14 protein-coding genes and 1 pseudogene are annotated in these 12,614 nt (G+C 50.6%); 7 read left to right on the forward strand and 8 right to left on the reverse strand.

Going from position 1 to position 12,614, the window contains the following annotated elements; translation table 11 throughout:
- The first annotated feature begins 35 nt into the window (after positions 1–35).
- From sda to EXW96_RS28765, 5 genes and pseudogenes are all read left to right on the forward strand, one after another.
- The gene (gene sda / locus EXW96_RS27460; protein ID WP_082660703.1) at positions 36–185 is read left to right on the forward strand and encodes a sporulation histidine kinase inhibitor Sda; all 150 of its coding nucleotides are present in this window, start codon (positions 36–38) and stop codon (positions 183–185) included.
- Positions 186–473: 288 nt separating this feature from the next.
- Entirely contained in the window at positions 474–659 is a 186-nt protein-coding gene (locus EXW96_RS12010; RefSeq protein WP_306277193.1) for a PLDc N-terminal domain-containing protein, read from the forward strand.
- A 291-nt stretch (positions 660–950) separates the two neighbouring features.
- Positions 951–1,127, forward strand: coding sequence for a hypothetical protein (locus tag EXW96_RS12015; RefSeq protein ID WP_254611359.1), 177 nt, complete (start codon positions 951–953; stop codon positions 1,125–1,127).
- A gap of 94 nt (positions 1,128–1,221) precedes the next feature.
- Entirely contained in the window at positions 1,222–1,365 is a 144-nt protein-coding gene (locus EXW96_RS12020) for a hypothetical protein (protein WP_160327348.1), read from the forward strand.
- A 67-nt stretch (positions 1,366–1,432) separates the two neighbouring features.
- A pseudogene (locus EXW96_RS28765) lies at positions 1,433–2,348 on the forward strand (transposase); the annotation flags it as partial.
- A 225-nt stretch (positions 2,349–2,573) separates the two neighbouring features.
- On the opposite strand, the gene gloA2 reads toward EXW96_RS28765, so the two are convergent.
- Together gloA2 and EXW96_RS12035 are read right to left on the reverse strand one after the other, a co-directional pair.
- On the reverse strand, positions 2,574–2,960 hold the full coding sequence (gloA2, locus tag EXW96_RS12030) for an SMU1112c/YaeR family gloxylase I-like metalloprotein (RefSeq protein WP_201023621.1): 387 nt from the start codon (positions 2,958–2,960) through the stop codon (positions 2,574–2,576).
- Entirely contained in the window at positions 2,947–3,705 is a 759-nt protein-coding gene (locus EXW96_RS12035; RefSeq protein WP_174350638.1) for a cyclase family protein, read from the reverse strand. Before EXW96_RS12035 ends, gloA2 begins: the two co-directional genes overlap by 14 nt.
- Before the next feature lie 288 nt (positions 3,706–3,993).
- Here EXW96_RS12035 and EXW96_RS12040 point away from each other — a divergent pair, with 288 nt between their 5' ends.
- Complete coding sequence (locus tag EXW96_RS12040; RefSeq protein ID WP_062407890.1) at positions 3,994–5,280, forward strand: DNA polymerase IV; 1,287 nt, start codon at positions 3,994–3,996, stop codon at positions 5,278–5,280.
- Positions 5,277–5,621 (forward strand): YolD-like family protein, encoded by a 345-nt coding sequence (locus EXW96_RS12045; protein ID WP_062407888.1) that lies wholly within the window; start codon positions 5,277–5,279, stop codon positions 5,619–5,621. The genes EXW96_RS12040 and EXW96_RS12045 overlap by 4 nt, the downstream gene beginning before the upstream one ends.
- Before the next feature lie 138 nt (positions 5,622–5,759).
- On the opposite strand, the gene EXW96_RS12050 is transcribed toward EXW96_RS12045, so the two are convergent.
- From EXW96_RS12050 to EXW96_RS12075, 6 genes are all read right to left on the reverse strand, one after another.
- The gene (locus tag EXW96_RS12050; protein WP_174350639.1) at positions 5,760–7,097 is read right to left on the reverse strand and encodes a right-handed parallel beta-helix repeat-containing protein; all 1,338 of its coding nucleotides are present in this window, start codon (positions 7,095–7,097) and stop codon (positions 5,760–5,762) included.
- 125 nt (positions 7,098–7,222) lie between these two features.
- Positions 7,223–7,729, reverse strand: a complete 507-nt coding sequence (locus EXW96_RS12055) for a hypothetical protein (protein ID WP_054820364.1) — start codon at positions 7,727–7,729, stop codon at positions 7,223–7,225.
- Positions 7,730–7,775: 46 nt separating this feature from the next.
- Positions 7,776–8,645 (reverse strand): transposase, encoded by an 870-nt coding sequence (locus EXW96_RS12060; protein WP_254611176.1) that lies wholly within the window; start codon positions 8,643–8,645, stop codon positions 7,776–7,778.
- Between the two features lie 258 nt (positions 8,646–8,903).
- Positions 8,904–9,191, reverse strand: a complete 288-nt coding sequence (locus tag EXW96_RS12065) for a stage VI sporulation protein F (protein WP_054818944.1) — start codon at positions 9,189–9,191, stop codon at positions 8,904–8,906.
- A gap of 503 nt (positions 9,192–9,694) precedes the next feature.
- A complete protein-coding gene (gene recG, locus EXW96_RS12070; RefSeq protein WP_074728146.1) occupies positions 9,695–11,749 on the reverse strand; it encodes an ATP-dependent DNA helicase RecG in 2,055 nt (684 codons plus the stop codon).
- Position 11,750: 1 nt separating this feature from the next.
- Complete coding sequence (locus EXW96_RS12075) at positions 11,751–12,602, reverse strand: DegV family protein (protein WP_054818943.1); 852 nt, start codon at positions 12,600–12,602, stop codon at positions 11,751–11,753.
- Positions 12,603–12,614: the final 12 nt, after the last annotated feature.

Below are 12,614 nucleotides of genomic sequence, written 5' to 3' on the forward strand. Positions count from 1 at the left end.
GATAGGATCCATTCGCTATCAAAGGAGACATTTGAGTGCGAAGGATATCTGACGTTGCACTAATCCATGCGTACAAGCTAGCCATTGAACTTGATTTAGACAGGGACTTTATAAAAATGCTTGAGAAGGAGATCGAACGCAGAGGGATGAACATTCCAACTCTGCTCAAAAAACAAGAAGAGTAGAAGTCACCGCTATTACTGACTGATTTAACTATAATCTGAAGGGCGGATGGATTCTACTCCTTTCACTGGTGGGGCATCATGCCCCACCTTATTCTGGTACTTTTCGAGGCCCATGAGCCAGCCGGTTGCATTGCTGCTCTGCAGCACCGTAATCATACCAGCCGATACACCCGGCTCAAAAGAGCGGATTTTTTTATATTGAAACTTCCAAATTTTCGTTATAATCAGGAATAGAATACAATTCGAGGTGAGAGAATGGTTGTGGAACCAGGCTTTATGTTTAGCGGTATGATCATTTTTGTTTTCGTATTTGGCCTTTTGCTTTCCGTATTACATATCATTTTAAGCATTTGGGCTTATCGGGATGCTTTGAGCAGGGGCAAAAGCCAGGAATATGCGATTATCGTGCTGTTTGGCCTACTGTTTTTTCCAGTGATGGGCCTTATCGTATATTTAGTCATCCGAAATGATTGACCAGGGCCTCTGTCGCTAGACGGGCCGTTATGATAAGCCTTAAATCAGCATGCCTTTTGTTAGTCTATGGGCATTGGCCAGTAAGGTTCTATATGTGTGATATCGAGCGGTTTTCATCATAAACCCCCGGATGAAACAATAAACGAAATTGCAAACGGAATCAGCGCTCTGCTTGTTGTCATATCTCATTTTTATGGAGAGGCGTTTTTTTGCCGTGAAAGATTTACATAAAAAGAAACTGTTCTGTATACCATACAAAGAATAAAAATCTCCGGAAGGACGATGAATACAATGGACAATGAAAAGGATTATCTCAACGAAACATCCAATACCGCTGCCGGCATCAATACACCACCCGATCAGCAGGATGTGGCCGCAACCGATTTACTGAATGATTTCGTTGAACAGACAATGGATAATATACAGCATGCCTTTGATGGCGATGATGAAGATTCCAATAAAAAATAAAGGGTGCGTCATTTCACTTATCTTGTACAAGCGCGGACACGAATTCTTCCTTTCGGCCGTACACTGATTGCAAATACCGAAAGGACGGATCGCGATGAACAAGATGGTTGAGCATGCTATCAAGGTGCTTACGGAAGATAAAGACATGATCCAAATGTTTAAGGATATGGAAGTGCTGCAGAAAGAATTGGAAGTGCTGTTCAAACAAATGGAAAATTTGAAAAAACAAAACAAATAGTGCAAGGGGGTGTCCCATAAGTCACCGAGGTGACGGGTACCCCTTTTTCATTTTTGTAAAACAAAAGGTGTGCGCCTACACCCAGCGGATCTATTTCTCACGTCAGATCGCCAAAGCCGTCCGCGAAAATATCATGTTCATGTGGCTTGCGGCCAGACAGCGGCCGGATTTCCACACCATTAACCGCTTCCGCTCCGAGCGGATGAAAGATGTCCTCGAAACGGTTTTTACAGCCATTTTAGGTTTTCTCGTCGAGGAGAAGTACGTCAAGCTGGAGCACTATTTCGTTGACGGAACCAAGATCGAAGCCAATGCCAATAAGTATACGTTTGTATGGGGAAAGGCAGTGGTAAAGCACAAGGCCAAGCTGCAGGAAAAAGTGAAGACACTGTTTGCGAGCATCGAGGCGGCAGAGCAACAGGAAGAACAGGAAGAGCAAGGCCGGGATTTGTCGGAGCTCGGCGAAGCTGCCAGCCTCACAAGTGAAAAGCTGGAAAAGGCGGTTCAGAAGCTGGAAGAGAAGCTGCAGCACAAGCCTAAAGACAAGCCGCTAAAAAAAAGCGGTACGGATGCTGCGGAAGGACCTGCTGCCCCGGCTACAAAAGTATGAACGACATCAGGAAGTGCTGGGATAACGGAACAGCTGCAGCAAAACCGATCCGGACGCAACGTTCATGCGAATGAAGGAGGATCACATGCGAAATGGGTAATTGAAGCCCGGATACAACGTACTGATCGGAACGGAAAACCAATTTATTGTCGGTTACAGTCTGCATCAGCGTCCAACGGATACACGCTGCTTGAAACCGCATCTGGAGAAAGTGAAAGCGGCTCTAGGCAAACTGCCGGATACAGTCATTGCCGATGCAGGGTATGGCGGAGAAGAAAACTACGCCTATTTGGAGCAAGAAGAAGTTCAGGCTATTGTCAAATACAGCACCTACCACAAAGAGAAGTCGAAGAAATGGCAACTGGAGGTCGGGTGGCTTTCCCTTGCCCATAATTTATTAAAGTGGGCGGCGATGAACCAAAAAGGTCGAGTAAGAGAGCAAGTATAGCCCTCTACTCGACCTTTTTTTCTGTATGGAAACGAGAAGTTAAGAAAACAGGGCCGTCCCTGCGTAGTTAAAAACTACTTTACTTATGGGACGGCCCCTTTTTGCGCTTCGAGGCTTTGCGCGAATGCGTCATGATCAAGCAAGCGTTCGTTATTTCTCATACAGCTCGAGCGGAAGCGCATCGGGGTCGGAAAAGAAAGTGAACCGCTTTCCCGTTGTTTCGTCGATGCGGACGGGCTCGACTGCAACGCCTTGATTTTGCAGCTTTTGGACCGCCTCTTCGATATCGTCCACCTCAAAAGCCAGATGCCTCAACCCCTGCGCTTCCGGGTAGCTGGGTCTTGGCGGAGCGCCCGGAAAGGAGAACAGTTCGATCTGATGATCCTTCCCTACCAGCAGGTCCAGCTTATAGGAATTTCGTTCCGCCCGGTACGTTTCGCGGATTACCGGAAGACCGAGCACCTCCGTGTAAAAAGCTTTGGATTTCGCATAGTCGGAGCAAATGATAGCGGCGTGATGTATTTTATTGATGTTCAGCATGATGAACAGATAACCTCCTGGCCTCATTCTTCGGGATCCAAGCGACCGCCCGAACCGGTGAGCCGGAACCGCCTTTAATCTTGAGCGGAAAACCGATAAAGAAGGATTCTCCGGCAATCCGTTCCAATCCTTTCAGGTTTTCAAAAATGGTAATGCCATTCCCGAGAAGCTGATAATGTGCCGGATAGCCGTCTGAATGCGAACTGTCAATGGCCAGCGTATCGCATCCCACAGCCTTTATTTTTTTGGATGCCAGATAGGCGGCAGCTTCCTCGCTCAGACCGGGCCAACTGGCCGTGTAGGTTCGGCCGGCGGATCGCGGCGTCCAATACCGGTCCCAGCCAAACCGGAATAATACGATATCCCCTTCTTCAATGGAAAAATGTTCTTTTTCCCACAAGAGCACCTCTTGCCTGGACACCAGATCCGAAGCTTCATAGCTGGAGAAATCGAGGGTCAACGCCCGTCCCATACAATGCTCCAGGGGTGTTTCCGCCATATACCGGTGTGCAGGCTCCCCTTCCTTCAAGAAGTGTCCCGTAGCATCTACATGCGTACCGCAATGTTCATTGATGAGCAGTTGGCACACAAGCGCCGGACTTCCTGTCTCGAACGAATCCCACTTGGTATGAAAATAGCGCGAGTGCGTCGGATAAACCGGCATATCCTCCTCCAGCACATGGGTTAAATCGATCATTTCCATGCTCTCAACGGCATGAAGCAGATTTCGAACACTGCTCATCGTTTCTCATCCTCCTCACAGGTTATGACCCATCCAACCATAGACCCTCAGGCCAAATAACGGCACGCAGAAGTTCATAAACGGAAACAAACGAACGCCCAAGCCTATCCGGGACGTTTATCTCTTCTACCCATTATCTTCCATAGGCGCCGCTTATGTCCAGCCTTCTCCCCCCAATATCGGGTCTCGGAAAAAATTACCTGAGGCTCTCCTATTGAAATACGAATATTTGTTCGCTATCCTGTGTATGTTAAGAACATACGTTCTGTAAGTGAGGGTGAACATCATATGCTGACTTCCGTTTCAACTTCTAACAAGAGCGCGCGCACCATCATGCTGGCGGACTGTCAGTCGTTTTATGCCAGCGTAGAAAAAGCGGATCACCCGGAATACAAAAATAAACCCGTTGCTGTGGCGGGAGATCCCGCACGCCGGTCCGGAATCATTCTGGCCGCTTGTCCTATAGCCAAAAGCTATGGAGTAACCACCGCCGAACGGCTTGGCGAAGCATTGAACAAGTGCCCGGATCTGGTTGTGGTACGTCCCCGCATGCAGCATTATATCGATGTTTCGCTGATGATTACACAAATCTATGAAGAGTATACCGATCTTGTTGAAGTATTCAGCATCGACGAGCAATTTCTGGACGTTTCGGCAAGCTTGTCCATTTTCGGGGATCCTGTAACGATTGCCCGGTCGATTCAACAGAAGGTCCTGAGGCAAACCGGGGTATGGGTGAGGATCGGAATCAGTTCCAACAAAATACTGGCTAAAATCGCAACCGATATATGGGCCAAAAAGAATGAGAGCGGCGTGTTTACCCTACCCGCTTCACAAGTGGAAGATTTACTGTGGCCTCAGCCCGTAAATAAGATGTTCGGAGTCGGCTCCCGTATGACGGCTCATTTTACCCGCTTTGGCATGCATACCATCGGCGATATCGCGAGAACGCCGCTTCCGCGCCTCAAAGCTCGATTCCGTGCCTATTTCGGCAAGCAGTCGGATATCCATGCCGAGGTGATGTGGCGGACGGCGAACGGCCTGGATGAAAGTGTGGTTACTCCCAAAACCTTTGACACTCCGCCCAAGTCCATCGGACACATGATGACTTTACCCAGAGACTACACGAAAACGACCGAGGTGGACACGATACTTCTCGAGCTCACGGAGGAGGTCTGCCGCGACTGCCGGCGTAAAGGATATATGGGTTCCGTAGTGACGGTGAGCTGCATGTGCAGCCCCTACGAAGCACCGACCGGATTTTCCCGCCAGATGAAGATGCCGGACCCTACGAATCATACGAATACGGTATTCAAAGCCGTGAAGAAGCTTTTTTATCGCTTTTGGGACCATATGCCAGTACGCCGCCTCGGCGTCACCTTAAGCCAGTTGACGAATGATCAAAATTATCAGCTTACCTTATTCGAGGATCAAGAAAAAATCAGGTCTTTAGAGAAAGCAACCGACTTGATAAAGGATCGGTACGGGAGCTCGGCCATTGTACGGGCTTCTTCGCTGACTGCGGCCGGCCAAGCCGTGGAGAGATCATTGAAAATCGGAGGACATTATAAATGAAAGACAACAAATTGACACCCGGCAAAAACATCCTATGGGAGTCCTCACGCATGATGCTGCCCGAGCATAAGGAGCAATTGCTCCGGCACCGCCGCGAGCTCGGCAGACAAGAGAAGCCGACGCTCGACGAGCAGCGCTTGGAGGAGCTTGGACAGACGCTCGGCATCGCGCTCCATGAAGACGCGGCGCTGCGCCTTACACTGTATGATAACGGGGAGCGCAAATCGATCGACTGTACGATTCTGCAGGCCGATCTGCATCTGCAGCGGATCAAGGTACGCTGCAGTGAAGGCTCCACATGGGTAAGGCTAGCCGACTTGATCGGCGCCGAACTGCTGTGAGCAGACTCTCTCTTACGCAGCAGGAGAAATTCCCTCGCTTCATATTTTCTTGCGCTTCCATAAAAGAAGGGGATCCGGGCGCGGGAAGGCATATAACAGCCGGCATCACTGCACTAATCCGGCATCGGACGGTATCCGTCAGAAGCCGCTTTTTGCCGTATCCGTCCCTTGATCCGCAAGGGCTTCGCCATTCCCTGCACCGGAATTGCCGTATACCGTGTTGCTTTCACAGCGGGCGCTGCCGAGCCGGATGGCTGCCGAGGAGCAGCTAAACAGCGTATTGCCTGACACCAGGTTGCTGCGGCACCGGGCCCCGCTCCCTTCGCCCTTGGTATTCAGCAGGATGCCGGTTTTCACACGCCGGACGTCGTTGCCTGTCACGGCATTGCCATCGCTGTTCAGCAGGGCAATGCCTTCCGGCGCGCCGTCGACCTTATTGCCGGAAATGAGATTGCCCGCCGGACGCTCCAGCTCCGCCGTTCCTTCTCCTTCAAGCATAATGCCCGTAAACGCCGCCCGGGAAATGACATTGTGCTGAATCAGATTGTCCGTGCTGTAGCTGCGCAGCAGGATGCCGCGAGAACAGCTCGTCTCGTCCTTGGCCAATCCGGCGCCGGAAGCCGTGTTTCCTTCAATCCGGTTATGCGAGCAGGGCTTGATCTTCGAGGACACGACCACAAAGGCGTCTTTGCATTTCTCCGCCGTATTGCCGGATACGGTCGAATAGGAGCATCCTGCCGACAGATAGATGCAGGGTCTGGGCAGCTGCACAAACCGGTTATCCGTAATCCGAAGCCCTTCTCCGGATTCGGCCACGATACCGTATCCCTCATTATCATTACCCGCTGAAAGCAAGGAATTGAACAAGCAGCCGCTCACTGCAACATGCCGGCAATCCGTGATCCGTATGCCGTTTGTAATCTTGGAGAACGAGCAATCCCGTATCCGAACATGCTCGCAATCCTTGAGGTGAACCGCCCGTTCCGGATCTGCGAATACTTCCTGATACAGATTTCCGGTCCCCTCGAATCCAAGACTTTCCACTTCGGCATGCTTCACACCGTTGCCAACCATCAGGATCAAATGAGACTGAAGCGACTTGAGCACCGACCTCTGGCTGGATGCTCCAAGCAGCTTAACATTAGAGTAAAGCACAAGGCTCGAATTCAAATAATAGGTACCCGGAGGAAAATAAACGATGCCCCCTGTCCTCACAGCCGCATTCATGGCGGATTGGATGGCGGGTGCATCGTCCACATTGGTTCGTCCGAGATTGCCTGCCCCGTAATCCTTCACATTATGCCAAATCGGCGACTCCTGCTGGACAGCGCCAGGCAGTGCAGCAGCCGACGCCGTACCCCAACCCGTGCCTGCTCCTGATGCCAGCAACATCGCCGTGGCCGAACCGACCGTGGCCAACAGCTGACGGCGCGTCAACCCTCTACTGCCTTGCTCCGGCTTTTCTGAGTGTGACATTCTCTCTCCCCCTATGACAAAAACTAGCAATCTATTCAAAATTATAACTTTTGCTGCGCCGCTTGACAATGCATCCTTCACTTGAACCCTGCAAAAAAACTACGGCGGCATGAATAACATACATGTTATTTGAGCCATTGGTTTTCTAAATTTTTAAGATAATTTTGTGGATCGCGTTTAAACCGTTTGCGCATAACACTATCGCTCAACCGGTTATTCCATTTTTCTTTCTGTTTCTTGTAGCTTGTGTAGTCGACCATCCTTAAACGGGCGATTAGGTTTTCCTGTTTAAGTCCATCATCAACGAGCACAACCATCTCACCATTCCGTAAGATGTATTCGTTCCAGTTGCGTAGCCCGGTCATCCGACGGTGTCGTGTCTTCGTAGCTCGGAAGAAGCGTTCCAGATCGTTGTTCGTTCTTGGCACATGATAATGATCGTAGCAAGTGAAGAGTCCCTTCCAGAATCCCTTGCTGTAACTAAGGAGATTGTTAACCATTTCCAGATCATTCTCTTCGGTATAGGAAAGCCGAACCCAATCCAACAGCTTTGTCATTTCCCATTCAACTGTCTTGCTTGTCTTATCCATGCTGGGTTCAAGGATTTCTGCAATGTGACGGATTGGCTTCATCCAGCGAGCGACTTTCTCGTATTGTTGCTGAAGGGAATCGACTTTACTAAATATTCTGAAAACGTTTTGAAGTAGGGTGGCCCCCTTTTTTATCCAAGCATTTTTGAAGGGACGCTTGAATGGCTTGGGCCTGTTCATAGATACGCATACCGGGTAAATCTAATGGAGGATTTCCGTCTTCCAAGAGCAATGCACGTACGGCAGCAACGTAACCCTTCGCGATGCTTGCTTCTTGTGAATCCGACTGTTCGATTTTCCGCTCGACTTCACGAATGCCGCGCATGCTTTTCTTGAGCTCGGTCTTTAACTTTCGATCGACATCAACAACCGGTTTCGCGATGTCTTTTAAATAATGGTACTGGCAATATTGATAAGGCACATCGGGCAAAAGCGTCTCCATCGCTAGACGAATGGATTGCTGTCCATCACTAACAATACCGACGATCGGATAGCCTTGCTCGATGATCGGTTGGATGAGCGTTTGTAACTCGGCAGATGAACCACTTTTCATGTTTTTTGCTATTAAGACAGTACCGCTGAATACTTCACGAATTACATAAAGTGTCTCATTGCCTTTCTCTGGCTGGACGCCATCCATAGACAAGATAATACCGCCGTTTTGTTCTGTGACTTCAGCCAGCACTTTCTTCGTATGTTCAGTAAGACTAGCAGCAAGCAATGTTTGATACCGTTCATACAGATTTTGTGCGCTCCGTTCGGATGTCTGAACACCTCTCGCGTTCAATTCATCCGCAATCTCCTTGCGGGTCATATGCCGTTTGAAGCGAAGTTCACCAACTAGGCAAACAACGTCGAAGCCGTAAGGAGAATGCTTCATGCTTATTGCTTCTGCTTCCGCCGATTTGTAGTATACACCTGGCTTCGGGCAATCTGGATTTTCGCAATGGTAGGCCATGCTCCAAACGTGAACGACTTCTTTCAATGTGGCGATTTTCTTATTCCATGCTGTATGTGAACGACGTAATTTCTGTTGGCAGTGAGGACAATTCTTATGTTCAGGTCTAAAGTATATTCTCCGTTGTGGACGCAGACGGTTTTTGGAAAGCAATGCGGGTCAACTCCTTTGGAAATTTTGACCGTAATTACTTCGACAAACCGTTAGGAAGATCCTGTTAGTTATTCATGCCGCCGTAGAAAAAAAACACGTTCCGCTTCAGCGGAACATGCTCCACAGCTTAATCAAGTGAAACGTATTATTCGGATCGATTTTTTGGGAGATCACAAAATTGACCAGATGCTCCGTCTGCTGCTCCGTTACCTTCTCGCCGAGCACCTTGGTCAACGTCGCGACAAAGCGGCGCACCTTCACCCGGTCCTGCAAATCGTACTTGTTTACGCCCTTCAAAATCATTTTGACACGTTCTTTGGTTTCCGGGTTTTTCATTTTCAGCTTGATCCGCTCCACCTGCGCGGGATCAAAACCGAACTTTGTATAGCTCATTGAGCTGCACCTCCGCTTTCACGTAAGTAGAGTGGACTTCTATACCACACACAGTAAGTCTATGACGGAGGGCTTGGCCATGTGTACCTATTTATTGTTCCACCCCGCCGCAGCTGTGACCCCGAACACCTTGGAAGGCCGCATATTTTAATACCAGGACATCGATGACAGTCGGCTAACCATTTAAACAGGTTTTCATCTCCAAGCAAATACGGTAATATAGAACTTGTCGAATATTATCGAATAAGGGCGGATAGAAATGGACAACGGAGGAGTTACAAAGGAAGAGCTTTCTTTATTGCTATCCCATGATTCCAAAAACCTTAGGGAATCATTCACATCTGTTGAACCCAATACCAGTACTTTTATTCCTAGGTCCAAGCGGCATAGACGAAGAAAAAAGTGGCTTTCTCTTCCATGGAAGGGCAAGGGCTAGCCTTTATCCGTGAAAAAAGCATCCCGGCAGGTTTATGCTCTGCCGGGATGCTTTTTTATGAGGAATATCAGTCCATCAGGTCATTATCGAAAATGCGCTCGCGCTGCAAATATTCTCGAAGCGACGCATAACCGGCCCCGGTCCAAAAGTCGGGTCGCCGCACCATCTCGGCAGCGTCATCACGCGCCTGCTCCATGATTTCAAAGTCAATCACCATATCCGCGACCCGGAAATCTGGAACGCCGCTTTGTTTGGTGCCGAAGAAATCACCGGGACCGCGCAGCTCCAAATCCCGCCGCGCGATTTCAAACCCGTCGTTTGTCTGAGTCATCACCTTCATCCGCTCTTTTCCGACCTCATTCTTCGGATCGGCGATGAGCACACAATAAGATTGGTGCTCGCCGCGCCCGACACGGCCCCGAAGCTGATGAAGCTGTGACAGCCCGAACCGGTCGGCATCGTATACCACCATCAGAGTGGCATTCGGCACATCGACGCCAACCTCAATAACGGTCGTGGATACAAGTACCTGCACCCGCCCGGCGCTGAATTCGCGCATGACCTCATCCTTCTCGCCGGGCGTCATCCGGCCGTGAAGCAAACCGACTTTGTATTCGGGAAAAGCGTACTGCAGCTGGGCATGCACATCGATGGCGTTTTGCACGTCGAGCTTCTCGGATTCTTCAATCAACGGGCAAATGACATAGGCCTGCCTGCCGGCAGCCACCTCGCGGCGAATGAAACCGAGCACCCGCTCCAGCATGTTGTGTCCTACCGCGTACGTCTTGACCGGCTTACGCCCCTTCGGCAGCTCCCTGAGCGTAGATACATCCATATCCCCGAAAGCGGTGATGGCCAACGTCCGCGGAATCGGGGTCGCCGTCATCGTCAGCACATCGGGATTTAAACCCTTGCGGCGCAAAATACTCCGCTGCTGAACGCCGAAGCGGTGCTGTTCATCCGTCACCACAAGCCCCAGGTTCCGGAAGAACACGTCCTCCTGAATGAGCGCATGGGTACCGACTATGATATCGGTGAGCCCCATTTGCAAGGAAGCAAGCACCTCACGACGCTGCTTGCCCGTCAGGCTACCGGTGAGCAGGGCGGTTTGAATGCCGTAGGGCTCGAACAAGCGATCAAGCGATCGTTTGTGCTGTTCCGCCAAAATTTCCGTCGGAGCCATAAGCGCCCCCTGGTAGCCTGCTTTTACAACGGCAAACAAGGAGGCCGCCGCCACCACGGTTTTACCGGCCCCGACATCTCCCTGCAGCAGCCGGTTCATCGCATAGTTTTGCTGCAGGTCATGAAGAATTTCAGCCAACACGTTTTTTTGCGATTCCGTCAATGCAAACGGCAGGCTGCGTACAAAGCTGCGCACCCCCGGCAAATCGACAGGATGCGCAACCCCGTCGGCCCGTTGATGATGAAGCGCGCGGTAAGCCTGCATCTTAAGCTGAAACAAGAACAGCTCTTCATACACCATGCGGCGTCTGGCCCGCTGGCCCTGCTCCATCGATCCGGGCAAATGCAGCAGGGAAACAGCCTGCTTCCTCGGAAGAAGATCGTATTTGCGAAGCAGCTCGGCAGGAAGCACCTCCGGAATCATCTCACCGAATTGCAGCAGCGCTTGTTTCATCGTTTGCCGGAACCACTTCTGCGTGATCGATCCGCCCACCGAATAAACAGGCTGCAGCGTGCCGATCTGCGAAGTCCCCCGACCCGGAAATTCCGCTTCCGTTACCGTCAGGCTCATCCTTTTTTGATCCCATTTGCCTGTCAATATTATTTCGCTGCCCGCGCTCAGCTTGTCCTTCAAATAATGCCGGTTAAACCAAACGGCCGTAATGAACAATCCGTCGACCACGATTTTACAGCTCATACGGGATTTCATCCGGCCATACATTTGGACCTGAGGAACCCCTGCTATCTTTGCCTGCACCGTAATTTTGTCGCCATCCTTCACCTGCGTCAAATCCCGAAGCGTGTAATCCTCGTAGCGGAAAGGATAATAATCGAGGAGCTCCCCGACGCTCGTAATCCCAAGCGCGAGCAACTCCTCAGGCTTCTTGCCTTTGACGCCGGACACCTTCGTGACCGGAAGCGAATATAAATCAATGGTCATATCAGACAGGGAGCGCAAATGCCGCTACGGTTCCAGGCCCGACATGGGTGCCGATCACGGGGCCAATGTGTGTGTAATGCACGCTCTCTATAGTAAAATGCTGCGCAATGAGCGACTTCAGCTCTTCCGCCGTATCCCGTCCGGTCGTATACGCGAGGATCAAGTGAATCGGCTGGCCGCCCAAGTCCTGCTGAAGCAGCTCGACGATCCGGTTCATAGCCTTTTTCTGCCCGCGTATTTTATCTACGGAATACACTTCCCCTTCCGCGTTAATAGACAAAATGGGCTTAATGTTCAGCAGCGATCCGAATAACGCCGCCGCTTTGCCGATACGGCCGCCCCTCTGCAAATATTCCAGCGTGTCGACCAGGAAATACAGCCGCTGCGTTTGACGCATCTTTGCAATCAGCTCTAATATTTCTTCCTTGCTCTTTCCCTGCCTCGCCGCCTCGGCAGCTGCTACGACAAGCATTCCAATGCCGTAAGAAGCTGAACGGCTGTCCACCACTTCAATATCCGCATCGCCTTCGACCATGGATTTGGCCAGTACCGCAGACTGGTAAGTCCCGCTCATCCTGGATGACAAATGAATCGAAATAATCGGACCGCCGCTCTCCTCCGCCAGCTTTTGATACAGCTGTTGAAATTCCACAGGAGACGGCTGGGAGGTGGTCGGCATATCGTTGGACTCGGTCAACCTGCCATAAAACTGCTCCGGTCCGATATCTACAGCATCCCGAAGCACTTCTTGACCGAACAACACCTTTAACGGCACCATAGCGATGCCAAGCTTCTCCCGAAGGTCGGCCGGTATGTCTGCCGTACTGTCCGTTACAATTCGAACTTGACTCAAAAAAGCTGCCCC

The organism is Paenibacillus sp. JMULE4, from assembly GCF_013337105.1.
Taxonomy (GTDB): Bacteria; Bacillota; Bacilli; order Paenibacillales; family NBRC-103111; genus Paenibacillus_G; species Paenibacillus_G naphthalenovorans.